Here is a 22,861-nt window from a genome sequence, read left to right as displayed (position 1 = left end):
ACGGTCACACGGGGGTACGACGCACCGCCCGCCCCGCGAGCACGTCCGTCCGCTTCCCGTCCTCGATGACGAACCGGCCGTCGACGAAGACGTACGGGATCCCGGTCGGCAGCCTGCGGGGCTCGGCGAACGTCGCGCCCGGCGCCACCGTCTCCGGGTCGAAGAGCACCAGGTCGGCCCGGTAGCCCTCGCGCACCAGCCCGCGGTCCGGCAGCCTCAGCCGGGCCGCGGGCCGGGAGGTGAGGTGCGCGACGCACTCCTCCAGGGTCAGCACCCCCAACTCCCGTACACAGTGGCCGAGATAGCACGGGAACGTGCCGTACGCGCGCGGGTGCGGCTTGGCGCCCCGCAGGATGCCGTCCGAGCCGCCGGTGTGGGCGCGGTGCCGCATGATCGTGCGGACGTTCTCCTCGTGCCCGACGTGCTGGAGGATCGTCGTACCGAGCCGGTCCCCCAGCAGCAGCCCGCGGGCCGTCTCCCACGGCGCCTCGCCCCGCAGCCGCGCCGCCTCCCGGACCGTACGGCCCACGTACGCGCCCAGCGCCGGGTCGGCGACGCCCGAGATCTCGATCGTCTCCCACTCCACCGGCACCCCGTGGCAGCCGTCCGAGCCGGTCACCTCCAGGCCGTGCCGGATCCGCTCGGCCGTCTCCGGGTCGCCCAGCCGGGCCAGGATCTCCCGCGGTCCGCCCGCGCTCGCCCAGCTCGGCAGCAATGCGGCCAGCGTGGTGGAGCCGGGGGTGTAGGGGTAGGTGTCCAGCGTGATGTCCGCGCCGGCGTCGAGGGCCTGGTCGAGCAGGGCGAGCAGCTCCGGCGCCCGGCCCTTGTTCACCCCGAAGTTCATCGTCGCGTGTGCCAGATGCAGCGGACAGTCCGCCTCCCGCGCGAGCTCCACCATCTCGGCGTACGCCGCCAGGGCGCCGGCGCCGTAGGAGCGGTGGTGCGGGCAGTAGTAGCCGCCGTACGACGCCACCACCCGGCACAGCTCGGTCAGTTCGGCGTCCGGGGCGTACATGCCGGGGGTGTAGGTGAGCCCGGAGGACATCCCGACCGCACCCTGCTCCATGCCCTCGGCCACCAACCGCCGCATGCGGTCCAGCTCTTCGGGGGTGGCCGCGCGGTCCTCCCAGCCGACGGCGAGTGCGCGGACCGTGCCCTGCGGGATCAGATACGCGGCGTTCACGGCGATGCCCCGGTCCAGCCGGTCCAGGTACGCGCCGACCGAGCGCCAGTCGAACTCGATGTCGTCGCCGTACCCGTTCCATCCGGTGATCGCCCGCCGCACCTCCTCCAGGGTGCGGTCGTCCACCGGCGCGTACGACAACCCGTCCTGGCCGAGGACCTCCAGCGTGACCCCCTGCGCGGCCTTGGCGCTGTGGTCGGGGTCGCGCAGCAGGGCGAGGTCGGAGTGGGCGTGCATGTCGATGAAGCCGGGGGAGAGGACCAGGCCCTCCGCGTCCAGCTCCCGCATGGCGCGCGGGCGCTGGCAGCCGGCCGCGGCGGCCTCCTTGACGATCGAGACGATCCGGCCGCCGTCGATCACCACGTCGGCCCGGTACGACGCCTCGCCGCTGCCGTCCACGACGTCGGCGTCCCGGATGACCAGGTCCTCCACGGAAGGCTCCCTAGAAGTAGGTGCGGATGAAGTCGACGACCGTCCCGTCCGCCTCGGCCACCGGGATCAGCTGCCACTTGTCGAACGACGTGCACGGATGGGACAGCCCCAGCCCGACCCAGTCGCCGACCTCGACGTCCGCGCCCGCGTCCGTGCGCAGCCACAGGTGCTGGTCGGACAGGGCGCTCACCTCGACGCCGCTCGCCGGACGCTCGGTACCGTTCCGGCGTACCACGTGCGCCACCGGAAGGTCGAGGTCGTAGGCCGCGTCGCGCTTGCCCGCGTTGAGGAAGGCCTGGTCCGCCGAGGGACGGGAGACGACCTGGGCCCACAGCCGGAACGCGGGCTCCAGGGCGCCCTCCTCGGGGACCCGGTTGAAGGGGGTGAGCCTGCTGTAGTGCACGTCGTCGTGCGAGATGTACGCGCCCGAGCGCAGCAGCTTCAGTACCGGGCGGGAGAGTTCGGGCACGGCGGCGAAGACATCGGCGACCGCGTCGAACCACTCACTGCCACCGGCGCTCACCACGATCTCGTCGGCGCCGGCGAACCGGCCGGCCTTGTCGAGTTCCACCGCCAGTGCGACCAGCCGGTCCAGCCACGCATGCACGAGCACCGGGTCGGCGCCCGGCACCTGGGCCTCGTAGCCCGCCACGCCGACGAGCCGCAGCGTGTCCGTACCGCCCACGGCCTCGGCGACGGCCCGCGCGTCCGCCTCCGTGCGCACCCCGGTCCGCGCGCCCTCGCCGGCGCCCAGCTCGACGACGACGTCCAGCTGCCTTGAGGAGCCTTTCAGCGCGGCGTCCATCAGCTCGACACCGCGCACGGAGTCGACGTAGCAGACGAACCGGAAGTCCGGGTCGGCGGCCAGCTCGCCCGCGATCCAGCGCAGCGCCGGGGCGTCCACGAGCTCGTTGGCGAGGAAGATCCGCTGGACGCCGAACGCGCGGGCCACGCGCACCTGGTGGGGCACCGCCAGGGTGACGCCCCAGGCGCCGTGCTCGATCTGGCGGTGGAAGAGCTGCGGAGCCATGGAGGTCTTGCCGTGCGGGGCGAAGGCGAGCCCGTGCCGCGCGGCGTACGTCTCCATGAGCGCCAGATTGTGCTCCAGGCGCTCGGCGGACAGGGCGAGGACGGGGGTGGTGAAGCCGTCGGCCTCGCGGAAGAGGTTACGGCGCTGGGCGGCCAGTTCGCCGACGGTGAGGCCGTCGGCGTCGGGCGGCAGGCCCTTGAAGCGATGGTCGACGCGTTCCTCGGCCAGCCGGGCGAGCGCTTCGGTGCGCATGGAGCCCCTCTCTCGGCATGCGTTGCAGTGTGCGCAACGGCCATTGCGTATGGTGCTACGGGTGTCTAGCATCTCGCCGACACCGGGTCAACGGAGCCGCCGCCCAGGTATCGACAGGAGTCATCATCGACGACGCTGCTTACGCCGGGACAGTTGCGTACCACCCTGTGGACGTCGTGGCGCTCGGCGAGTCCATGGTCACCTTCCTGCCCAGCCGCCCCGGGCGCCTCGCGGACGTGCCCTCCTTCGACCGCGCGATCGGCGGCGCCGAATCCAACGTGGCCTGCGCGCTGGCCGCCGCCGGCCACACCGCACGGTGGGTGAGCCGGGTGGGGGCGGACGGCTTCGGGCAGCATCTGGTGGAGGGGATCGCGGGGTACGGCGTCGACACGAGTGCCGTGCGCACCGACCCGGCGCGGCCCACGGGCATCTACTTCCGCACCGCCGCCGACCGCGCCACCGACACCCACGAGGTGGCCTACTACCGCGCCGGCTCCGCGGCCTCCGCGATGGCCGTGGACACCGTGGACCTGGCGGCGGTGCGGGCAGGGCGCGTACTGCACCTGTCGGGCATCACAGCCGCGCTCTCCGACGCGTGCCGCGACCTGCTCTACGAGCTGACGGCACCCCGTCCCGGCCGCCCGCTGATCTCCTTCGATGTCAACTACCGGCCGGCGCTGTGGCGCCACGCTTCGGACGGACCCCGCGTCCTGCTGGAACTGGCGCGGCGCGCGGACATCGTGTTCGTGGGGGACGACGAGGCGCGTGACGCCTGGTCACTGCACGGCGGACGAGCCATCCTGACGGCGCTGCCCGAGCCGGCGATCGTCGTCGTCAAGCAGGGCAAGGGCGGAGCGACTGCCTTCGACAAGATCACCGACGGGAGCACGGCGGACGCCGACGGAACCGCGACGTTCGTTCGCGCCCCGAAGGTGGACGTCCTCGCCCACGTCGGGGCCGGAGACGCCTTCGCCGCAGGCTTCCTCTCCGGCACCCTCCGGGGCCTGCCCGTGAGGGATCGCCTCCGGTACGGCCACCTCTTCGCCGCCGCGGCCCTCACCACCCCCGGTGACCTGGCCCCGCCCCCCACCCGGGACCACGCCGACCGCCTGAGCGCCCTGGACGACACCGCATGGGGGAGACTGCGACTCGGCCCCGGCTGGACACAGGCCGAGCGGGCCACGGAGGAGGCGAACACCCCATGAGTCAGACCGTCGACCGCGCCCTGAGCATCCTGCCGCTGCTCGCCGAGGGCCCCGCAGACCTGGGCCAGGTGGCCGACCGCCTGGGCGTCCACAAATCCACGGCACTCCGCCTCCTGCGCACCCTGCACGAACACGGCCTGGTCTACCGCCAGTCCGACCAGCGCTACCGCCTCGGCGCCCGCCTCTTCGCCCTCGCACAGGAGGCGATGGAGAACCTCGACATCCGCGAGATCGCCCACCCCCACCTCGTGCGGCTCAACGAGGCCTGCGGGCACACCGTGCACCTCGCCGTGCACGAGGAGGGCGAGGTCCTCTACATCGACAAGGTGGAGAGCCGCTACCCGGTCCGCATGTACTCCCGGATCGGCAAGCCGGTCGCCATCACGGTCGCGGCCGTCGCGAAGCTCCTCCTCGCCGACCTCCCCGAAGCCGAGCGCCGCGCCCTCGCGGACCAGCTCGACTACCCCCTGTACACGCCCCGTTCGACCCCCAACGCCCCGGCATTTCTGCGGGAGTTGGAGCAGGTTCGCGAACAGGGATGGGCCGCCGACCTCGGTGGCCACGAGGAGTCCATCAACTGCGTCGCTGCCCCCATCCGCGGCGCCGACGGCCGGGTGGTCGCCGCGATGTCGGTGTCCGCGCCGAACGTGGTCGTCACCGCCGAGGAACTCCTCACCCTGCTCCCGCTGGTGCGTCGTACGGCGGACGCGATCAGCGGCGAGTACTCCGGAAGAACGCCAGTGACGGACCCCACGAAGGACGACCCTGCATGACCGAGAAGATCGCGCTCACCCCGAAGACCCACACCACCCCGCCCGCGAAGTTCTCGCACGGCGTGAAGAAGGGCAACATCCTCCAGGTGGCCGGCCAGGTCGGCTTCCTGCCCGCCGAGGAGGGCAAGCCCCCGACACCGGCCGGCCCCACCCTGCGCGAACAGACCCTCCAGACCCTCGCCAACGTCAAGGCGATCCTGGAGGAGGGCGGCGCGAGCTGGGACGACGCGATGATGATCCGCGTCTATCTGACGGACGTGGACCACTTCGCCGAGATGAACGAGATGTACGACGCGTACTTCGAGGAACAGGGCCTCACTCAACCGCCCGCCGCCCGGACCACGGTCTACGTCGGTCTCCCGGCCGGCCTCCTCATCGAGATCGACGCGCTCGCCGTACTGAGCTGACGTCCCCGCACGTCCCGTACGGCACGGCGCCCCACACCCCCGGGCCACCGTGCCGCGCTCCCCCTACCCGGTTCGGGGTGGCGGCGGTGGTCTTTGTTATGTAAACGTGTCTTATTCCTTGGCTCCGAGGGTGGCTGTAGGGGTGCTTCACGCCCGGGGGAGAGCGGACGAGATGACGCTCCGAGCTGCCGTGGGAACGGAGGATGCGCGGGCTGACTGGTTCCAGCACAGGGAAGTCGTCCATACTGCCGCCGTGGAGCAGCGCACAGGAGCGAGCAGCAAGCCGTCGAAGGCCGAGCCGTTGAAGACCGAGCCCGTGACGGGCGCCGGTTTCGACCCGGCCTTCATCCCGGGGATCACGGCTCCGGCCAAGGTGGACACGGGCACCGACGCGTCTACGGCCGCCGGGCCGGAAGTCGTGGAGCCGGAACCGGAGGTGCAGGATGCCAAGGTGACGGCTCAGCCGGAGGAGGCCGAGGAGGCCGACGAGCCCACGGACGACGACGGCCCGGTCTTCGAGGCCTCCGACCGCCGCGCGAAGATCGTGGCCGACCGCAAGGGCGTCCGCCTCAGCCTGGACCAGGAGTCCTGCGAGTTCCGCTGGGACGAGGTCGCGGCGGTGGAGACGGAGACCCCCCGCTTCGGCAAGCGCTACACGATCACGGTCCACACCCCCGACCGCCGCTGGTACCCCATCGAGATCGAGGCGGCGTCGAAGTCCCGCTTCCAGGAGTGGGACGAGCAGCTGGACGCGGTGCTGGACGCGTACTTCGAGGACGAGTCCGAAGCCGAAGAGTCCGCTTAGGCGCCCACCCCCGCGGTTCGGGGCGGGCACCGGCAAGAGAGGTCGCTCAGGTCCCAGGTCCCAGCGGTACCTGGGCGGAGAAGGCAGGCTCGGTGCCCGCACTCGGAGTCGGCTCGTCATAGCACTCGATCAGCAGGTCACCGCATAGGTCGTCGAGTTCGCTCCGGGCCTCGTGCAGCAAGGCGGTGGCCCACACTTCCAGCGGCGAGTCGCTCAACGCTCCCACCGGAACCTGGCTGAACTCCGGCACACCCAGTGCCTTCCAGCCGGCCCATGGCGCAGCCGCGTCACGCATGCGTATGCGATACCAGTAAGGCCGCCAATAAGGCTTCACTTCCTGAGCGCCTCCACGAAGGAGACGAAGACGTCCACCGGGACAGTGAGGGTGGCTCGGGCGGGGGCCTTGGAGTCTCGGATGGCTATGTGGGTGCGGCGGTTGGCGATCTCTACGCAGGCGTTGCCGTCGCCGCCACCGGAGTAGGACGACTTGCGCCAGTGGTCGCGAATGGCCATGTGTTCCTCACAGTTCTTTCGCCAGCCGGTGGATGAAATCACGCGACCGATCCGGGTCGAGTGACACGGCCTCCACTCTACGGAAGTGTGCTCGAAATACCCCTAGTTGTGCTTCCGAGTCGATGAACCCTGTGCCGTGAGGGCCATCGCGTACGACGGTGTCCAGTTTCGGGACCGCGCCGCCGGCGTACACCATGGCGGCACCCAGGTCGGCGAAGTGTTCCAGGTCGAAGGGGATCACGCGCACCGTGATGTGTTCTGCTTCGGAAAGCTCCAAGACCCGAGTGAGTTGCGCCCGAGACGCAGCACGACTGCCGACCATCATGCGGAGCGCCGCTTCGTGGATCACGGCTTCGTAGGGGACAGCTGGTGCCCTCTCCAGGATGGTGCGCCGCTGCATGCGGTGCGCCACTCGCAGCTCCAGCTCTTCTTCGGGGAGTTCGGGCACACGGGACGAGAAGAGCGCCCGTGCCCAGTCCTCGGTTTGAAGAAGTCCGGGAACAAGCAGGAAGTCCACGTCCCATCGGTGGGCGGCGTAGTACTCCAGCTCCGACAGGTCCAGGAATGACGTGGGCAGGCGACCTCTGTACTCCTCCCACCAACCCTGGGTCCGCTCGGAGGCGATGGCCGCCAGCGCCTCGACCAACTCCTGGTCCAGACAGGCATAGTTGGCAGCCATGCGGCGCAGCCGCTGCTCACTCACGCCTGAGGTGCCGGACTCGATCTGACTGATCTGAACGGAGTTCACGCCGAGCATCGCGGCCGCCTCACGTGAACTGAGGCCTGCTGCCTCGCGAAGCCGGCGCAATTCCACGGCCAACCGCATCTGTCGCGCTGTGGGTTCGCGCTTGGTCCCCATCGGTTGCTCCTTGACTCGTTCGGGGTCAGATTACGGGATCGGCTTGCCTGCTCTTAATTCTAAGGTCTACGGTCGGTGACGTACCGCACACGCAGCGGAAGTGCACCGCAGCTGCGGCGTTGCCACCCTGCGCCCGAAAATCCCCTCACCTCAACGGAGTTGATGACGCATGCCCGAAACCTGGGACTACACCCTCTACATCCCGAACGACCCGAGAGCGGTGACGGTGTGCCGCCGCACCCTGCGCCTGATCCTGACCCTGCACGGGCTGACCGGGCTCGTGGACACCGCCGAACTCCTCGCCACGGAGCTGGTCTCCAACGCCGTACGGCACACCAAGGGGCCCGCCGCACTCAGGGTCCGCCGTTCCCCGGAGGGCATGGTGTGGATCGGGGCCTGGGACACCGACCCGGCCCCGCCCGACCCGCCGCGCCCGCTGGAGCAGGTGATCGAGCTGGAGGAAGGGCGGGGGCTGGGCCTGGTCATGGCGTGCGCGGAACTGTGGGGCTGGCAGCCGTCGGCGCGGTTCGGGGACCGGGGGAAGTACGTGTGGTGTGAGCTGGGGGTGGCGTGATGCCGCCGCGCGTCACACAGAGCAAGTCGGCGGAGCTGTTCGAGACGGAGTGAGTCGGTGGCCGTTGGGCCGCCCGCTTCTCGGTGATTGTCGGGCTTGCGCGAGGTGAGTCAAGGGCGCTCCCGTTCCGCTGCGCTCCACTCCCGCGTCGGCTGCCGCCGATGGCCCTGCGGGCCACCCTTGACACACCTCGCTCCAGCCCGGGGGAGAAGCGAGCGAGCGGCCCGGAAGGGCGGTGGCCCTGGCCGGTGCCGGCCCCTTGGGTGGGCTGCGTTCCTGGTCTTGGCTGGGGCGCGGTCGCGTCTCGCATGGACGCCGGGTGGGTTTGGCGGCTCGCGGCTGCGAGTGGTGGGGGCGGGGGTACCGGATCGCGGAGATCGGCGATGAGTGAGTGGCAGGTTTGGGCCATCTGTGGGGACGAACTGGCTGGTGAGGGGCGGGTGGAGCGGGGCAGGCTGACCCGAATCTTCCCGTCACCGTCTGCGGGAGGTCCCATCACCGGTTGTGCTGGGCCAATGGGACGGATGAGACTCAAGGGAGCTGATCCCAAGAGCGGCTTCAGCCGTACATAACGGTGCGACGCCCGGACCTCCGCAGGCCCGGGCGTCGCACATCAAGAACCCGATCGGCTACGGCAACGCATGCACATGCGCCCCCACCGAGCCGGACCAAGCGTTCCCCGCAGCCGCGTCCCAGTTCGTCGACCACGTCATCGCGCCCCGGAGGTCGGGATACGTCTTCGACGGCTTGAAGGTGCCGCAGTTCGTGCCGGCCGTCAGGCAGTCCAGGGCGTTGTTCACCACCGTCGGTGAGACGTAGCCGCTGCCGGCCGCGCTGGTCGAGGCGGGGAGGCCCAGGCCCACCTGGGAGGGGGAGAGGCCGCCCTGGAGCTGGATGCAGGCGAGGGCGGTCAGGAAGTCGACCGTGCCCTGGCTGTAGACCTTGCCGTCGCAGCCCAGCATGGAACCGCTGTTGTAGTACTGCATGTTGACGACCGTGAGGATGTCCTTCACGTTCAGGGCCGTCTGGAAGTACGAGTTCGACGTCGACTGCATGTCGATCGTCTGCGGGGCCATCGTGAGGATGAGCGACGAGCCGGCCTTGGCGGAAAGGGCCCGGAGCGCCTGTGTCATGTACGTCGCGTCGAGGCCGTTCTCCAGGTCGATGTCCACGCCGTCGAAGCCGTATGTCTGCATCAGGGAGTACACCGAGTTCGCGAAGTTCGTCGCCGACGCCGAGTCGCTCACCGACACCGTGCCGTTCTGGCCGCCGATCGAGACGACGACCTTCTTGCCGGCCGCCTGCTTCGCCTTGATGTCCGCCTTGAACTGGTCGACCGTGTAGCCGCCGAGGCCCGCCGAGTCCAGGTTGAAGGTCACCGCGCCCGGCGTCGACGTCGCGTCCGCGAAAGCCACCGCGATGATGTCGTACGACGACGGGACGTCCGACAGCTTCTGGACCGTCGCGCCGTTGTTGAAGTTCTGCCAGTAGCCCGTCACCGCGTGCTTCGGCACCCCGGCACCACCGCCGCCACCGCCCGTTCCGGAGGGCGTCGTCGCCGTCACCGCCGCCGACTTCGCCGACTCGCCGGCCGCGTTCGTCGCCGTCACCTGGAAGCTGTACGACGTGGCGGCGGTCAACCCCGTCAGCGTCGCCGACGTTCCCGTCACCGCCGTGGCCTTCGTGCCGTTCTGGTAGACGTTGTAGCCCGTCGCGCCCGACACCGGGGACCAGGACAGAGACGCCGAGGAGGAGGTCGTTCCCGAGACCGTCAGACCCGTCGGGGCGGAAGGGACCGTCGGGCCGGGGTCGCCGCCTCCGCCGCCGTCGGGGCCGTAGACCGAGACGTCGTCGGCGTAGTAGGCCGCCTGGCCGTACCACCCGTGGGTGTACACCGTGACCGACGTCGTTGACGCGCCGGTGGTGAAGGCCGTCGACAGTTGCTTCCAGGCCGTGGTGTCGGGGGTCCAGGTCGAGACGTCCGTCGTGCCCGTGCCGGTCACGCCCAGGTACGCGTAGCCGCCCTGCACCCACGCGCTCAGGGTGTACGTCGAGTTGGGCTGGACCGCGACCGTCTGGGTGCACTGGGCGTCGTCCTGGCCGGCCGGGGTCGCCTTCAGTGCCGACGTGCCGCTGTGCACCGGGGAGGAGACGGAAACACCGCTGTTCGCCGTACACGTCCAGTTGCTCAGGCCCGACTCGAAGCCCGCGTTCTTGACGTTGTTCACGTCGGCCGCCGATGCGGGGCTCGCGGCGGCCAGCCCGGCGACCGAGAGGGCCAGGGCCGTGGCGGCCGACCAGAGAGTGAGGCGTCGTCTGCCGGATCTGGGTATGCCTGTGCCTGGGGCGCGGTCCACGGGGGCCTCCGAGTGGGGAGTTCGAGTGTGCGTACAAGTTGGTCCAGACCAATTGGGGTGTCAAGAGGTCCAGACCAAACTCGTCTCCGTGCCGGTGCTCAACCTGTCCGGTTTTGGCGGGACTTGCGCCGTACTTGTGCTCAGAGAGTTCCACGCGAGCTTCACAAACGCTGTTCTCCGGTCATACGGCCGTGGATACAGTGCTCAGGTAGTCACGCAGTGAAGTCGTCCCGGCGTACGGGAGTTACCCCGGACGGCCGGCGGGTGTGAAGAGCGGGGAGCTGCGCGTGCCAACTGCCATCGCCGTGACCAGTGCCGACATGGCGCTGCCGGCCCAGGACGAACGGACCATGCCCGCCGTCGTGCTGAGCGGCCTCGACCAGCGACCGCTGGACCACGCGCTCACCGAACTGCACACCCTGATCGAGCAGTACGGGTATCTCGTCGTCGTCTGCTCCAGCGCCACCCCGGAAAGTGTCGTACGACGGCTGTACACCCTTCGCTCGCTGCTCGAAAGCGATCGCGTCGCCCTCTTCCGGCCCGACCTCCCGCCCCTCGGCGTCGCCGTCCTCGCCCGGCAGCTGCGCCAGCTCGCCTCCTGCGATCTGAGCCCGGGAGTGCTCGCCTCCGCCGGGCGGCTGCTCACCCACTATCTGCACGCCGGGGCCGTCCTCGGCTCCGTCGCCAAGCTGGACCGGGTGCCGGTCGGGCTCAAGGCGCACGCCAGGTCGTGGATGCCCGGCAGCCAGTTCGCCGTGCTGGCCCATCCGGAGCCGCAGCTCGTCAAGATCGTGCCCGGTGCGACCCTCAAGGGGCCCGAGTTCAGCACGTGGATGCTCGTCGCGAAGGGGCAGTTGCAGAGCGACTGGGTCGGCGGGCTCGGCGGGCAGTGGAGCGTGCACGGGCTGCGCGAGGTCCCGCTGCCCGCCGAGTCCCCGGTGTGGTGGGGCACCGGCCGCATGGTCGAGTTCTGCGGATACCTCGCCGATCTGTCCGTTCTGTATCAACTGGTCACCTCCGTACGGCAGACCGGCTGTCACTGGTGCGGCCTGGACGTCATCGGCGACCGCTGCGTCTTCTGCTCCGCCACCCCGCCCGTCCACGAACCCGCCGCCCCCCGCGCCCTGGAACAGCGCACGCCCGCCTGACCAGATCCGTAAGTCACCGTCCCGCCCGACCGATTCCCCCAATGAGGTTGTACGGCTCATGAACTCCCGTCAGCGCCGCGGCGTGATACTGCTGATCCTGTCGGTCCTGTGCGCTCTCGGCGCGTTCGCCGGCGTGCTCTCCGTCGTCCACAACGTCAATTCCAAGGTCGGCCCCGAGGTCAGCGCCTACCGGGTCCGGTCCGACGTGAAGCCGTACACCGCCCTGGACACCAGCCAGTTCGAGAAGATCAAGATGCCGAAGCGGTGGCTGTCCGACAACGCCGTCACCGATCTGCGGCAGATCCAGGGCAAGATCGCCGTCACCACCCTGCGCGCCGGGTCCCTGCTCCAGACCGACATGATCGTCGACCAGCCCGCCCTCCAGCCCGGACAGCAGGAGGTCGCCATCATGATCGACGCGGCCACCGGGGTCGCCGGAAAGATCACTCCGGGGGCGCGGGTGAATGTGTATGCCACCTTCTCCGGGAAGAGCAACGGCGATCCCGACCAGTCGAAGATCATCGTGACCAACGCCCGCGTCCTCGACGTCGGCCGCATCACCGCCCTCGACCCCGACACCGGCAAGAGCCAGAACCAGAGCCAGAGCCAGCAGCCGAGCGAGGCCGTCCCCATCACCTTCGCGCTGTCCACCCTCGACGCCCAGCGCATCACCTACGCCGAGTCCTTCGCCCAGCGCGTCCGGCTCGCACTGGTCGCCCCCGGCAGCGAGACCAGCGTCCCGGACAAGGACCGCACCTACGAACTCGCGACGGACAAGTGAGAGGCGGCCCGCATGCCCACCAGGATCCTTCCGGCCGGCGCGGACCCGGACGCCGTCCGCTCCCTCGTCACCCTCCTCAGCCAGCTCCCCGACGCCGAGCCGCAGCCGCCGGTCGGTGACTCCACCCAGCTCGTCGACACCCTCGCCCGCCTCGCCGCCGAGTCCGTCGACGAGCTGCCCGAGGTGGTCGTCGTACATGAGCGGATCGGGCCCGTCCCCGCCCTGGAGCTGATCCGCGAGGTCGCCCTCCGCTTCCCCGCCGTCGGCGTCATCCTCGTCACCACCGACGCGAGCCCCGGCCTCTTCTCCGCCGCCATGGACTCCGGCGCCCGCGGCCTGGTCGCGCTCCCGCTGTCGTACGAGGAACTCGCCAGCCGCGTCCAGGCCGTCGCCCAGTGGTCGACCGGCGTACGGCGCCATCTCGGCCACGCGGCCTCCGACGTCCTCGGCGGGGTCGGCGGTACGGTCGTCACGGTCAGCGGCGCCAAGGGCGGAACGGGCGCGACGCTGGCCGCGATCCAGCTGGCCCTCGCCGCGCAGGCCTCCGGCCGGCCCACCGCGCTGGTCGACCTCGACCTCCAGACCGGTGACATCGCCTCCTACCTGGACATCCAGTTCCGCCGGTCCGTGGCCGACCTCGCCGCCATCACCGACATCTCGCCCCGCGTCCTCGCCGACGCCGTGTTCCGCCACGACACCGGGCTCGCCCTGCTCCTCGCCCCCGCCGAGGGCGAACGCGGCGAGGAGGTCAGCGACCGCGTCGCCCGCCAGATCATCAGCGCCCTGCGCTCCCGCTACGAGGTCGTCGTGGTGGACTGCGGCGCCCAGCTGAGCGGCGCGGGCGCGGCGGCCGTCGAGATGGCGGACACCGCGCTGCTGGTCACCACCCCCGACGTCATCGCCGTACGCGCCGCCAAACGGACCGTACGGATGTGGGACCGGCTCCAGATCCGCAAGGCCGAGGAGACCACGGTCGTCGTCAACCGGCACAGCCGCACCGCGGAGATCCAGCCCGCGCTCGTACAGCGCATCACGGGTACGGCCCTCGCACGCACCGCCGTACCCGCCCATTTCAAGGAACTCCAGGCCGTCGTGGACGCGGGGCGGGTCCACGAGCTGGACAGCAGGAGCACGGTGAAGCAGGCCCTGTGGGCGCTCGCCGGGGAGCTCGGGCTGGTGAAGACGGCGACCGAGGGGGCCCATCGCGGAGGCGGGCGGGGCACCGTGGGATTCCGGCGGCGGAAGGAGTGAGCGGGCGATGAGACGAGGAGGGGAAGGGGACCGGGGGCAGGTCAGCATCGAGTTCCTCGGGATGACTCCGCTGATCGTCCTGACCCTGGTGCTGGTGTGGCAGGCCGTACTCGTGGGGTACACCTTCACGCTCGCCGGGAATGCTGCCGACGAAGCGGTACGGGCGGGTACGGCGGTGGCGCCGGGCGCACGGCAGGCGGCCTGCTCGGCGGCAGGGCTGGGGCACCTGTCGGCAGCGTGGAGGGGGAGCGCGGAAGTGTCCTGTGGCGGGAGCGGCTATGTGACGGCCGACGTCAAGCTGCACGTCCCCGTCCTCTTCCCGGGCCTGATCGACTTCCCGGCCACGGTGACCGGCCACGCCGGTGCCGTCGAGGAGGTGAAGCGCTGAGATGCCGTACCGCCGCACACACAGAGACCGCGGCCAAGTCGCCATCGAATACCTGGGGTTCATCCCCGTCCTGCTGATCGTCGGGCTGGCCGGCATCCAGATCGGCGCCGTCGCCTACGCCGCCGAGCAGGCAGGTACGGCGGCTCGGGCGGGGGCGCGGGCCGCGTCCTTGCGGCAGGACGCCCAGCAGGCGTGTGCCGGAGCCGTCAGCAGCGGGATCACGGTGAGCTGCTCGGCCGGGGACGGCGGCGACTCCGTGACCGTCACGGCCACCGTTCACATCCCCAGAATCGTCTGGGACTTCGGCGACGCCACCAAGACCGCCACCATGCCCCTCGACCACTGAGCCAGGAGAAGCGAACCCATGAGTCTGCGGGCACGCATCAGCACTCCGGAGGAGCACGGCAGCCGGGGCGAGGACGGGCATCTGGTCGCCTCCTACCGGGCCAAGCTGCTGGAGGAGATCGACCTCGCGGAGATGAGTTCGCTCGCGGCGGCCGAGCGCCGGGCGCGGCTTGAGCGGGTGCTCGGGCACATCATCAGCCGTGAGGGACCGGTGCTGTCGACGGTCGAGCGCTCGCAGCTGATCCGCCGGGTGGTGGACGAGGCGCTGGGCCTCGGCATCCTGGAGCCGCTCCTCGAAGACGCGTCGATCACCGAGATCATGGTGAACGGCCCGGACGCGATCTTCGTGGAGCGCGGCGGGCGCGTCGAGCAGCTGCCCTTGAGATTCGTCTCCGCCGATCAACTCATGCAGACCATCGAGCGGATCGTGTCGACGGTCAACCGCCGGGTGGACGAGTCGAACCCGATGGTCGACGCCCGGCTGCCCTCCGGCGAGCGCGTCAACGTCATCATCCCGCCGCTGTCGCTGTCCGGCCCGATCCTCACCATCCGCCGCTTCCCGCGCTCCTTCACCCTCCAGGAGCTGATCTCCTTCGGCTCGCTGGACGAGCACATGGTGTATCTGCTGGCGGGCCTGGTGCAGGCGAAGTTCAACATCATCGTCTCGGGGGCGACCGGCACCGGGAAGACGACCCTGCTGAACGCCCTCTCCGGGCTCATCCCCTCCCACGAACGCATCATCACCATCGAGGACTCCGCCGAACTCCAGCTCCAGCAGACCCACGTGGTCCGCCTGGAGTCCCGGCCGCCGAACGTCGAGGGCAAGGGGCAGGTCACCATCCGCGACCTGGTCCGCAACTCGCTGCGCATGCGCCCCGACCGGATCGTGGTCGGCGAGGTCCGTGGCGGCGAGTCCCTCGACATGCTCCAGGCGATGTCGACGGGCCACGACGGATCGCTCGCGACCGTGCACGCCAACAGCGCCGAGGACGCCCTGACCCGGCTCCAGACCCTCGCCTCCATGTCCGACGTGGAGGTCCCCTTCGTCGCGCTGCACGACCAGATCAACAGCGCCGTCGACGTCCTCGTCCAGCTCACCCGGTTCGCCGACGGCGCCCGCCGCATCACCGAGATCGCCCTGCTCGACAGCCACGGCGGGGAGCCGTACCGGCTGGCGACGGTCGCCCGGTTCGACGCCCAGCCGATGACCCCCGACGGCCGCGTCCACGGCACCTTCGCGTACTTCCCGCTCCCGCGCCGCACCGCCGACCGCCTCTACATGGCGAGCCAGCCCATCCCGCAGGCCTTCGGCGTCGCCCGTACGGCGGACCAGCTCGCCACCCGAGAAGCCAGGTAGGTAGGACCAAGGACCATGGAACTCCACACCCTCGTCCAGCTCACCACCGGTGTGACGCTGCTGGCCTGCGTCCTGGCGGTGGCCGGACTGCACGCCTACGCCTCGGGCCGGGCCCAGCGCGCCGCCCTCGTGGACCGCCTCACCCACACCGGCCCGGTGCCGGCGTACAGCAGCCGCAGGCGCCGCTTCCGCGACCTGGACCGGCGACTGCGCCGTACCCGCTTCGGGCACCGGCTCGAACTGCGCCTCGCCGCAACCGGACTGGACGTCACCCCGGGCGAGTTCTTCGTCTACATGCTCGCCGTGGTCGCCGCGCTCTGGCTGATCGGCCAGGCCACCCTCGCCCCCTTCTTCGGCCCCCTCGCCGGCCTGCTCGGCATCGGGGCGGCGGTCCAGTTCCTCAACTGGCAGCGCCAGAAACGCATCGAGCGCTTCATCAACCAACTCCCCGAGCTCGCCCGCATCCTGGCCAACGCCACCCAGGCCGGCCTCGCCCTGCGCACCGCGATAGGCATGGCGGCGGAGGAGCTTGAGGCCCCGGCGGGCGAGGAACTGGCCAAGGTGGCCGACCAGTTGGCCATCGGACACTCCCTGGACGACGCACTGGGCGAGCTGGCCGGCCGGCTGCCGTCCCGCGAGCTGGTCGTCCTGGTCACGACCTTGGTGCTGTCGAACCGGGCCGGCGGCCAAGTGGTGTCCGCCCTGCGCAACCTGACGGAGACCCTGGAGGAGCGCAAGGAGACGAGACGCGAGATCCGTACCCAGCTCTCCCAGGTGACGATGACGTCGTACGCCGTCCCGGTCCTCGGCATCGGCGCGCTGTTCCTGATGAACGGGGTCAGGAACGGCGCGCTGGATCGCATGACCGGCTCACCGATCGGCCAGGCCTGCGTGATCATCGCGTTCGCGATGTACGCCGTCGGCTTCGTCCTCATCCGGCGCCTGAGCCGGATCGACGTGTGAGGGGGCGGGCGATCCGATGACGGCTCCGATGGTGGGAATCCTGCTCGCGCTGCTGATGGGCCTCGGCGTCTGGGGCGCCTTCGCCGGCATCCGTATGTACCGCGCGGACGCCAAGCTTCCCGGCGACCTCGCCGTCGCCCTGGAGGTCGGCGCCACCCGCACGGGCGCGGTCGGCTCGGTCATCGACCGCATGGGCATGCGCTACGCCCCCGCCGTGCTGCGCCTGATGGGCCCGCGGCTGGTCGCCAAGTACCGCCGCAAGATCGACCTGGCGGGCAACCCGGGCGGCCTGACCATCGACCGCTACGCGGCCCGCCGGGCGGTCTACGGCGCGCTGGGCGCCGTCGGCTGTGTCGTGTTCCTCCTCCGCGGCCAGTGGTTCGTCGCCGTACTGCTGCTGCTCTTCGGGGCGTTCTGGACGGAGGTCGGCATCTGGTCGGCGATCCGGGTCCGCAGGGACGTCATCGAGCGCACCCTGCCGGACTTCCTGGACGTACTCGCGGTGGTGGTCAGCGCCGGGCTCGGCTTCCGCCAGGCCCTGGACCGGGTCGCCTCCCACTACGAGGGCCCCTGGGCCGACGAACTGCGCATCACCCTGCGCCAGATGGACCTCGGCATGAGCCGCCGCCAGGCCTTCACCGAGCTGCGCCGGCGCAACGACTCCGAGCAGGTGGCGATGTTCGTGACGGCACTGCAGCAGGGGGAGGAGCTGGGCGCGCCCATCGTGGACACCCTGGTCTCCCTGGCGAAGGACATGCGCCGTACCGACGCCCAGAACGCCCGCCGCAAGGCCGCCCGCGCGGTGCCGAAGGCCACGCTGATGATCACCACGTTCATGGTCCCGGCGACGATGCTGCTGCTCGGCGCGGGCCTGATCCTGGGCTCCGGGGTGGACTTCGGCTCGCTCACGGGGAAGTGAGGCGGGGGTGACGGTGGCCGGGGTGACGGGTCGGGGCGGGGGGTGGCTGAGCGGGGTCACCGGCGGCTTCGTACGGCTACGCCGCGCGAAGCCGCCGGTGGACACATCAGCGGAGCCATCCGAACCCTCGGTGAAGATCCAGGTCAGCGCGTTGCAGGCGCTGTGCCGGCAGGTCTTCGGCTTCCGGCTGGCCATGATCGCCCTGGCGGCTCCGGCGGCGCTGCTCCACGCGGCCCCGGGGCTGGGCGTGCGCCTGGTCGGCGTGGCCGTGGTCGTCACCTTCATGGTGTCCTACGTCCTCTTCCGCGACTGGGAACGCTTCGGCCCCCTCCTCCTGCGCCACCCGACCCTCCTCGCGGCGGACACCCTCATCGGCTCCCTCCTCCTCGTCTCGGCCGGCCCGGACACCACCCTGGCCTACGTCAGCGTCTGCACCCCGCTGCTGGCCGGGCTCGTCTACAGCTGGCGCGGCGCGGCCTGTTTCGCCTCCCTCCAGGGCCTGATCCTGCTGCTGGTCCACGCCACCCTGAAGGCCGACCGGCACGCCCCGGTCGCCGAGGCGCTCCTCCTTCCCGGCCTGTGCGTCATCGCCGGCGCCATGGGCTCGACCCTGCGGGGCCTGATGCTCCGCTTCGGCGCCGCGACCCAGGCCCTGACGACGGCCCAGGCGCGCCTCGCGGCGGCGGAGGCGGTGAGCGCGGAACGCGCCCGGCTGGCCCGCGAGATGCACGACTCCGTGGCCAAGACCCTGTACGGCGTGGCCCTGGCGGCGGACGGCCTGGCGGCCACGGCATCGACGCAGGATCCCGACCCGGCCCGGATCAGGGACCAGGCCGACCTGGTGTCCCGCTCGGCGCGCAGGGCGGCGGCGGAGTCGAGGGAACTGCTGAGGGACCTGCGCCGGGAGGGTGTGCAGGAGATACCTCTCCGGCCAGAACTCCAGTCGTACATCAGCGACTTCACCTCGCGCACGTCATTGAAGGTCACGTGCTCGTTCCCACCGCTGGACACCCCTGCTCTCCCCGTCGCGTTGGCCCGCCACCTCCTGTCCATCACGGCGGAGGCGCTGGAGAACGCCCACCGGCACGCGTCCGCGACCCAGGTGGACGTACGTGTGACGGTGGTTGGCGGCCTCCTGCGCCTGTCGGTCCACGACGACGGCCGCGGCCTGCCGCCGGACACCACGCTCGAACGGCTACGGGCGTCCGGCCACTTCGGGCTGCTCGGCATGGTGGAGCGGGCGGCGCAGGCGGGAGCCAGGATCCGTATCGGCCGGGGCGACCGGGAACGGGGCACGGAGGTACGCGTGGAACTACCGCTGTCGGCCCTGACCGTCCCCGCTCCCGCGCCCCGGGAACCCTGAGAGGAGGCACCACACCATGCAGGACACTCCCCCCGCGCCGCTGCGACTGCTGGTGGCCGACGACAACCCCGTGGTCCGGGCGGGCCTGACGGCCCTGCTGTCCGGGCGTACGGACACGACGGTGGTGGCGGAGGCGACCGACGGCCAGGAGGCGTACGAGGCCGCGGTACGGCACCGCCCGGACGTCATCCTGCTCGACGTCCGCATGCCCGGAGTCGACGGAATCTCGGCATTGCCGCACCTGGTACGGCTGGCCCCCGTCATGATGCTCACCTACAGCCACGAGACGGAGACCGTGCGGGAGGCGTTGCGGCTGGGGGCGGGGGGATACCTGGTGCACGGGGAGTTCACGACGGAGCAGCTGGTACGGGCCGTACGGGACGTACGGGAGGGGCGGCCGCATGTGACGCCAGGGGCGGCACAGGCGTTGCTGGGTCTGCTCCATACCGGTGCATCTGCACACGCTGAACCCCAACTTCCGCCAATTTTAAGGGAAAGTACCCCTCAACGGCTTTCGCAACTGCAACCATCTATGGGACAGTCATCCCATTCCCGGTCCCGGTTCCGGTATCAGCTGAGCACGAGGGAGGCGGAGATCATGGACCTCATCGCGTCCGGCATGACCAACCAGCAGATCGCCGCCGCCTGCTTCATCTCCGAGAAGACGGTCAAGAACCACATCAACCGCATCTTCGCCAAACTCCAGAGCACCACCAGATCCCAGGCCGCCGCGAAGTGGCTGGGGGTGGCATGACATGGGGGCGTACGGGGATTGGGCCTGGAGTTGGGCCCTGGGGCCCTTCGGTGACGGTGACCTCCGGCCGTACGGTGCCCGGACCGGAGGCGAAGCTGGAGGGGACAACCGTGAGCAAATGGTTCAACACCACCGTCGCGTACCTGCAGACCCGCGCCGCGCGCAGCGACCGGGGCCAGACCGCGGTGGAGTACCTCGGCATCATCGCGGTGGTCGTGGCGATCGTGTTGGCGATCACGGGGACGAGCATCGGGCAGACGATCTTCGATGCGATCCGGACCAAGATCAGCCAGGTCACCGGCGGCTGATTCCTCCACGGCGCGACGCGGGGCAGGCCTTCCCCATCTATCTCACGGTGGTGGCGGGCCTGCTCTTTCTTGCGTTGGCCTACCTCGCGGTCGGCCAGGCCTCGGTGAACCGCAGCAGCGCCCAGACGGCCGCCGACTCGGCCGCGCTGGCGGCCGCCCAGAACGAGCGTGATCAGCTCACGGCCCAGTGGGTCACGGATCTGCTCGACCCGACGAAGTGGCAGGACATCTTCGACGGCAAGGCGACGTTCACTCAGGACCCATGTCAGCGGGCCCGCGAACTCGCCACGCAGAACGATGCCGCGCTGAACAACTGCTTTCCGCCCGGGTTGTTGAAGTACCAGGTCGACGTGCAGACCAACAAGACCGTCGGCCATTCCGTCGTACCCGGTACCGAGGACGTCAAGTCGAAAGCCCACGCCATCGCCGAGATCGAACCGCTCTGTACCTTCAAGCTTCCCGGTGGGGGCGCCACAGGCGGCACGCTGCCCCAGCTCACCTGCAAGGACAAGGTGTGGGACCTGAAGCCGGGCGATCTGTCAGCACTCCCCAAGCCCAACGACCTCTTCGACGTCCACCTGGCCGACTGACAAGCGAACGACGATGAAAAGGGAAGCAGAGCGATGAGCGTTCGGTTCACTGCGAGGGCCCGCAGGGGGATGGTCGCATTGGCCGTTGCGGCTGGTCTGGCCGTCGGTGTGGCCGGCTGCGGCGGAGGTGGCGGCGGAGGCAAGACGTCGCACAGTTCCGCGTCGGCTTCCAAGGCGGGCGACTCCGCCCCGAGCCCTCAGGAGGGTCAGTCGGACCAGCCACTGGCCGAACTGAGGGGGCCGGACGGTCTGCTCCTTCAGATCACCTCCGCGCAACGTGACTCCGGTGGCTTCGTCACGGTGAACGGCACCCTGAAGAACGACGGCGCCAAGGACCTGCTCATCCCGTCCGCCCTCAGCGGCAACGAAACCGAGATCACCAAGAACGGCCCGTCCCTGGGCGGAGCCACCCTCGTCGACTCCAAGGGCAAGAAGCGCTACTACGTACTGCGCGACACAGAAGGCCGCCCGCTCACCACCACCGGCCTCAACACACTCAAGGGGGGTGCGTCGCTCCCGGTGTTCATGCAGTTTCCCTCCCCGCCCACGGACGTCACCGAGGTGACCCTCCAACTGCCCACCCTCGCCAGTGCCACCATCAAGATCTCCGGGTGAGGCACCAGTGACCATCACCCGTCTCGCCCTGACCCTCACCGCCACCACCCTCCTCCTCACCGCCACCCCCGCCGCCCGGGCCGACGGCACCGACCCCACCCAGCCCCCCGACACCGCCCCCTCCGCCGCCGCCCCCGTGAAGATCGACCCCACCTCCCCGAACCTCAAGCTCCCCGAGGGCGCCACCCTCGCCGCGCCCAAGGTGCTGGACATCAAGTCGGTCGTGGAGGACCAGAGCGGGGACGAACGCCGGGAGGACACCAACGCGGACGTCACCTTCGCCCTCCAGGCCGAGGTCCTGTTCAGCAAGGACAGCGCCAAACTCAGCGACGAGGCGAAGGCGAGGATCGCCACCATCGCCGAGGAGATCAAGAAGCAGAACGCCACCCAGATCCGGGTCTTCGGCTTCACCGACAACCTCGGCTCCACGGCCCACGGCGCCGTCCTGTCCAAGCAACGCGCCAACGCCGTGCAAGCCGTCCTCGACCAAGACCTGAACGACCCGAACATCACCTTCGAGGTCCGCGGCTACGGCGAGCAGTTCCCGATTGCCGACAACTCCACGGAGGAGGGGCGAAGGAAGAACCGCCGGGTGGAGGTGTCGTTCCCGCGCTCGGGGAGCTGACCGCACGAGCGATACTCGTGCCATGCGTGACGACGCCGTGATTCGCGTGCCCGCCGAGGTCCGCTACCAGCTCGCCGCCGTGGCGAAAGAACGAGGCATCAGTCTTCGTGCGCTCCTGCAGGAGATCGCCGCTCAGACGCTGACCCCCGAACAGATCAAGGCGCGGGCCGACCGCACGCGTGGCCTGCTCGCCGAGCGGTTCGGGCATGACGTGACGGACGCGGAATCTGCGGAGATGCGGCACAGGATGCGGGAAGCCACCGCGGCTCACCGGGCTGCTCTTGCGGCGTCGGAGTCACCCCGTCGAACCAGATCGAACACTACGTCCTCGACAGTCCCATCCAGCGGCGTCCGGTGAGGACGTGCGCCTCTGGGCATCTGTCCTGAGCCTCCTGGAAGGGCCCCGACTGTTGCCGAGCTGCTCAGCGAGGGTGTGGTCCCCGGCATCGCGGCAGCCGTACATGTGGCGCGCCCCGACCCGATGCTCCCTGAAGGGGCGCTGGTGGCCACCGTCTCATCGGAGGTCCACGCCGCGCTCGGAGTCGGGGTCATGGACTTGAACCGCTGACTCGGCTGCCGCCGCGGCGCTCCTTCCACAGGCACCCGAGCTCTCATGCCCGCGTGCTAGGCAGGCCCACTGCCAGTGTCCTCACCCCTGACGGCCGCATCCTCGACCGTCACCCGTACCCCCGCCCGCACCCCCCACCCCGCCATCGCCCCCGCCTCCGCCTCCAGCACATGCCGGGCCCGCAGGCGGGGCAGACCCAGGCGGCCAGGGGGCATCGTGCGCACGGCCACCACGGTCAGGCGGCGGTCCAGATAAGCCACGTCGATCGGGATGCGCATGCCGAACGTGTGCACCCCGCTCGCCGGGGACAGCAGCATCGCACCGTCGATCCCGTCCCGGCCCAGCAGGCCCCTCGTGCGGGCCCGGTAAGACGTCGCGATCTCCAGGGGGACGGACGTGCCCGGCCCCTCGGTGTCCGCGTCCGCGCCCACGACCAGTCTGCCCCGTCCGTCCCGCCAGCGCCGTCGGACCATCGTCGCCCCGCCCTCCCGCTCAG

The 22,861-nt window shown here is 70.4% G+C and carries 27 protein-coding genes; 20 read left to right on the top strand and 7 right to left on the bottom strand.

What is annotated here, in order from left to right; all coding sequences use genetic code 11:
* Nucleotides 1-4: 4 nt before the first annotated feature.
* Both O1G22_RS15605 and O1G22_RS15600 read right to left on the bottom strand, forming a co-directional pair.
* Entirely contained in the window at nt 5-1,615 is a 1,611-nt protein-coding gene (locus tag O1G22_RS15605; RefSeq protein ID WP_270081909.1) for an N-acyl-D-amino-acid deacylase family protein, read from the bottom strand.
* A gap of 10 nt (nt 1,616-1,625) precedes the next feature.
* Nucleotides 1,626-2,897: an amino acid deaminase gene (locus tag O1G22_RS15600; protein WP_270081908.1), complete on the bottom strand. Its 1,272-nt coding sequence runs from the start codon at nt 2,895-2,897 to the stop codon at nt 1,626-1,628.
* Nucleotides 2,898-3,064: 167 nt separating this feature from the next.
* Between O1G22_RS15600 and O1G22_RS15595 the strand changes: the two genes are divergently transcribed.
* From O1G22_RS15595 to O1G22_RS15580, 4 genes are all read left to right on the top strand, one after another.
* On the top strand, nt 3,065-4,102 hold the full coding sequence (locus tag O1G22_RS15595) for a sugar kinase (protein ID WP_270081907.1): 1,038 nt from the start codon (nt 3,065-3,067) through the stop codon (nt 4,100-4,102).
* On the top strand, nt 4,099-4,875 hold the full coding sequence (locus O1G22_RS15590) for an IclR family transcriptional regulator (RefSeq protein ID WP_270081906.1): 777 nt from the start codon (nt 4,099-4,101) through the stop codon (nt 4,873-4,875). Before O1G22_RS15595 ends, O1G22_RS15590 begins: the two co-directional genes overlap by 4 nt.
* On the top strand, nt 4,872-5,282 hold the full coding sequence (locus O1G22_RS15585; RefSeq protein ID WP_270081905.1) for a RidA family protein: 411 nt from the start codon (nt 4,872-4,874) through the stop codon (nt 5,280-5,282). Before O1G22_RS15590 ends, O1G22_RS15585 begins: the two co-directional genes overlap by 4 nt.
* 253 nt (nt 5,283-5,535) lie before the next feature.
* Complete coding sequence (locus O1G22_RS15580) at nt 5,536-6,087, top strand: hypothetical protein (protein WP_270081904.1); 552 nt, start codon at nt 5,536-5,538, stop codon at nt 6,085-6,087.
* 46 nt (nt 6,088-6,133) lie between these two features.
* Here O1G22_RS15580 and O1G22_RS15575 read toward each other — a convergent pair whose 3' ends face one another.
* From O1G22_RS15575 to O1G22_RS15565, 3 genes are read right to left on the bottom strand one after another with little or no spacing between them, the layout of a single operon-like run.
* The gene (locus O1G22_RS15575) at nt 6,134-6,382 is read right to left on the bottom strand and encodes a hypothetical protein (protein ID WP_270081903.1); all 249 of its coding nucleotides are present in this window, start codon (nt 6,380-6,382) and stop codon (nt 6,134-6,136) included.
* 35 nt (nt 6,383-6,417) lie between these two features.
* Nucleotides 6,418-6,600 carry a DUF397 domain-containing protein gene (locus O1G22_RS15570; protein ID WP_270081902.1) on the bottom strand — a complete coding sequence of 61 codons (183 nt, stop codon included), beginning with the start codon at nt 6,598-6,600 and terminating at the stop codon, nt 6,418-6,420.
* Nucleotides 6,601-6,607: 7 nt separating this feature from the next.
* On the bottom strand, nt 6,608-7,459 hold the full coding sequence (locus O1G22_RS15565) for a helix-turn-helix domain-containing protein (protein ID WP_270081901.1): 852 nt from the start codon (nt 7,457-7,459) through the stop codon (nt 6,608-6,610).
* 169 nt (nt 7,460-7,628) lie between these two features.
* Between O1G22_RS15565 and O1G22_RS15560 the strand changes: the two genes are divergently transcribed.
* Nucleotides 7,629-8,033 carry an ATP-binding protein gene (locus tag O1G22_RS15560; protein ID WP_270081900.1) on the top strand — a complete coding sequence of 135 codons (405 nt, stop codon included), beginning with the start codon at nt 7,629-7,631 and terminating at the stop codon, nt 8,031-8,033.
* A gap of 629 nt (nt 8,034-8,662) precedes the next feature.
* Here O1G22_RS15560 and O1G22_RS15555 read toward each other — a convergent pair.
* Entirely contained in the window at nt 8,663-10,390 is a 1,728-nt protein-coding gene (locus tag O1G22_RS15555; protein WP_270081899.1) for a chitinase, read from the bottom strand.
* Between the two features lie 320 nt (nt 10,391-10,710).
* Between O1G22_RS15555 and O1G22_RS15550 the strand changes: the two genes are divergently transcribed.
* The 15 genes from O1G22_RS15550 to O1G22_RS15480 all read left to right on the top strand — a co-directional run bounded on the left by O1G22_RS15550 (nt 10,711) and on the right by O1G22_RS15480 (nt 22,155).
* On the top strand, nt 10,711-11,538 hold the full coding sequence (locus O1G22_RS15550) for a hypothetical protein (protein WP_428986491.1): 828 nt from the start codon (nt 10,711-10,713) through the stop codon (nt 11,536-11,538).
* A gap of 58 nt (nt 11,539-11,596) precedes the next feature.
* On the top strand, nt 11,597-12,319 hold the full coding sequence (gene cpaB / locus O1G22_RS15545) for a Flp pilus assembly protein CpaB (RefSeq protein WP_270081898.1): 723 nt from the start codon (nt 11,597-11,599) through the stop codon (nt 12,317-12,319).
* A gap of 12 nt (nt 12,320-12,331) precedes the next feature.
* On the top strand, nt 12,332-13,570 hold the full coding sequence (locus tag O1G22_RS15540) for a CpaE/TadZ family protein (protein ID WP_270081897.1): 1,239 nt from the start codon (nt 12,332-12,334) through the stop codon (nt 13,568-13,570).
* A gap of 7 nt (nt 13,571-13,577) precedes the next feature.
* Nucleotides 13,578-13,958, top strand: coding sequence for a TadE/TadG family type IV pilus assembly protein (locus tag O1G22_RS15535; RefSeq protein WP_270081896.1), 381 nt, complete (start codon nt 13,578-13,580; stop codon nt 13,956-13,958).
* 1 nt (nt 13,959) lies between these two features.
* Complete coding sequence (locus O1G22_RS15530) at nt 13,960-14,304, top strand: TadE/TadG family type IV pilus assembly protein (RefSeq protein ID WP_270081895.1); 345 nt, start codon at nt 13,960-13,962, stop codon at nt 14,302-14,304.
* Nucleotides 14,305-14,322: 18 nt separating this feature from the next.
* Nucleotides 14,323-15,660, top strand: coding sequence for a TadA family conjugal transfer-associated ATPase (locus O1G22_RS15525; RefSeq protein WP_270081894.1), 1,338 nt, complete (start codon nt 14,323-14,325; stop codon nt 15,658-15,660).
* A 15-nt stretch (nt 15,661-15,675) separates the two neighbouring features.
* Nucleotides 15,676-16,623: a type II secretion system F family protein gene (locus O1G22_RS15520; protein ID WP_270081893.1), complete on the top strand. Its 948-nt coding sequence runs from the start codon at nt 15,676-15,678 to the stop codon at nt 16,621-16,623.
* A gap of 31 nt (nt 16,624-16,654) precedes the next feature.
* On the top strand, nt 16,655-17,542 hold the full coding sequence (locus O1G22_RS15515) for a DUF5936 domain-containing protein (RefSeq protein WP_225098759.1): 888 nt from the start codon (nt 16,655-16,657) through the stop codon (nt 17,540-17,542).
* A 97-nt stretch (nt 17,543-17,639) separates the two neighbouring features.
* On the top strand, nt 17,640-18,905 hold the full coding sequence (locus O1G22_RS15510; RefSeq protein ID WP_270081892.1) for a sensor histidine kinase: 1,266 nt from the start codon (nt 17,640-17,642) through the stop codon (nt 18,903-18,905).
* Nucleotides 18,906-18,921: 16 nt separating this feature from the next.
* Nucleotides 18,922-19,659, top strand: coding sequence for a response regulator (locus O1G22_RS15505; protein ID WP_270081891.1), 738 nt, complete (start codon nt 18,922-18,924; stop codon nt 19,657-19,659).
* A gap of 110 nt (nt 19,660-19,769) precedes the next feature.
* The gene (locus O1G22_RS15500; RefSeq protein WP_067041996.1) at nt 19,770-19,967 is read left to right on the top strand and encodes a Flp family type IVb pilin; all 198 of its coding nucleotides are present in this window, start codon (nt 19,770-19,772) and stop codon (nt 19,965-19,967) included.
* Entirely contained in the window at nt 19,967-20,557 is a 591-nt protein-coding gene (locus tag O1G22_RS15495; protein ID WP_428986490.1) for a pilus assembly protein TadG-related protein, read from the top strand. Before O1G22_RS15500 ends, O1G22_RS15495 begins: the two co-directional genes overlap by 1 nt.
* 33 nt (nt 20,558-20,590) lie before the next feature.
* Nucleotides 20,591-21,172: a hypothetical protein gene (locus O1G22_RS15490; RefSeq protein WP_270081890.1), complete on the top strand. Its 582-nt coding sequence runs from the start codon at nt 20,591-20,593 to the stop codon at nt 21,170-21,172.
* A 7-nt stretch (nt 21,173-21,179) separates the two neighbouring features.
* Nucleotides 21,180-21,797: an OmpA family protein gene (locus O1G22_RS15485; protein WP_428986366.1), complete on the top strand. Its 618-nt coding sequence runs from the start codon at nt 21,180-21,182 to the stop codon at nt 21,795-21,797.
* A 22-nt stretch (nt 21,798-21,819) separates the two neighbouring features.
* The gene (locus O1G22_RS15480; RefSeq protein ID WP_270081889.1) at nt 21,820-22,155 is read left to right on the top strand and encodes a hypothetical protein; all 336 of its coding nucleotides are present in this window, start codon (nt 21,820-21,822) and stop codon (nt 22,153-22,155) included.
* Nucleotides 22,156-22,421: 266 nt separating this feature from the next.
* Here O1G22_RS15480 and O1G22_RS15475 read toward each other — a convergent pair whose 3' ends face one another.
* On the bottom strand, nt 22,422-22,838 hold the full coding sequence (locus O1G22_RS15475; protein ID WP_270081888.1) for a DUF192 domain-containing protein: 417 nt from the start codon (nt 22,836-22,838) through the stop codon (nt 22,422-22,424).
* Between the last annotated feature and the right edge of the window lie 23 nt (nt 22,839-22,861).

The organism is Streptomyces camelliae, assembly GCF_027625935.1.
Lineage (GTDB): Bacteria > Actinomycetota > Actinomycetes > Streptomycetales > Streptomycetaceae > Streptomyces > Streptomyces camelliae.
The sequence above is the reverse complement of the archived record's forward strand: the minus strand, read 5'-3'. Positions and strand labels throughout refer to the sequence as shown.

Excerpts from the sequence above, each read along its gene's own strand:
- O1G22_RS15600 (WP_270081908.1), bottom strand. The coding sequence starts at position 2,897 with ATGCGCACCGAAGCGCTCGCCCGGCTGGCCGAGGAACGCGTCGACCAT.
- O1G22_RS15590 (WP_270081906.1), top strand. The coding sequence starts at position 4,099 with ATGAGTCAGACCGTCGACCGCGCCCTGAGCATCCTGCCGCTGCTCGCC.
- O1G22_RS15585 (WP_270081905.1), top strand. The coding sequence starts at position 4,872 with ATGACCGAGAAGATCGCGCTCACCCCGAAGACCCACACCACCCCGCCC.
- O1G22_RS15575 (WP_270081903.1), bottom strand. The coding sequence starts at position 6,382 with ATGCGTGACGCGGCTGCGCCATGGGCCGGCTGGAAGGCACTGGGTGTG.
- O1G22_RS15570 (WP_270081902.1), bottom strand. The coding sequence starts at position 6,600 with ATGGCCATTCGCGACCACTGGCGCAAGTCGTCCTACTCCGGTGGCGGC.
- O1G22_RS15565 (WP_270081901.1), bottom strand. The coding sequence starts at position 7,459 with ATGGGGACCAAGCGCGAACCCACAGCGCGACAGATGCGGTTGGCCGTG.
- O1G22_RS15560 (WP_270081900.1), top strand. The coding sequence starts at position 7,629 with ATGCCCGAAACCTGGGACTACACCCTCTACATCCCGAACGACCCGAGA.
- O1G22_RS15550 (WP_428986491.1), top strand. The coding sequence starts at position 10,711 with ATGGCGCTGCCGGCCCAGGACGAACGGACCATGCCCGCCGTCGTGCTG.
- cpaB (WP_270081898.1), top strand. The coding sequence starts at position 11,597 with ATGAACTCCCGTCAGCGCCGCGGCGTGATACTGCTGATCCTGTCGGTC.
- O1G22_RS15540 (WP_270081897.1), top strand. The coding sequence starts at position 12,332 with ATGCCCACCAGGATCCTTCCGGCCGGCGCGGACCCGGACGCCGTCCGC.
- O1G22_RS15535 (WP_270081896.1), top strand. The coding sequence starts at position 13,578 with ATGAGACGAGGAGGGGAAGGGGACCGGGGGCAGGTCAGCATCGAGTTC.
- O1G22_RS15530 (WP_270081895.1), top strand. The coding sequence starts at position 13,960 with ATGCCGTACCGCCGCACACACAGAGACCGCGGCCAAGTCGCCATCGAA.
- O1G22_RS15525 (WP_270081894.1), top strand. The coding sequence starts at position 14,323 with ATGAGTCTGCGGGCACGCATCAGCACTCCGGAGGAGCACGGCAGCCGG.
- O1G22_RS15520 (WP_270081893.1), top strand. The coding sequence starts at position 15,676 with ATGGAACTCCACACCCTCGTCCAGCTCACCACCGGTGTGACGCTGCTG.
- O1G22_RS15505 (WP_270081891.1), top strand. The coding sequence starts at position 18,922 with ATGCAGGACACTCCCCCCGCGCCGCTGCGACTGCTGGTGGCCGACGAC.
- O1G22_RS15490 (WP_270081890.1), top strand. The coding sequence starts at position 20,591 with ATGAGCGTTCGGTTCACTGCGAGGGCCCGCAGGGGGATGGTCGCATTG.
- O1G22_RS15480 (WP_270081889.1), top strand. The coding sequence starts at position 21,820 with ATGCGTGACGACGCCGTGATTCGCGTGCCCGCCGAGGTCCGCTACCAG.
- O1G22_RS15475 (WP_270081888.1), bottom strand. The coding sequence starts at position 22,838 with ATGGTCCGACGGCGCTGGCGGGACGGACGGGGCAGACTGGTCGTGGGC.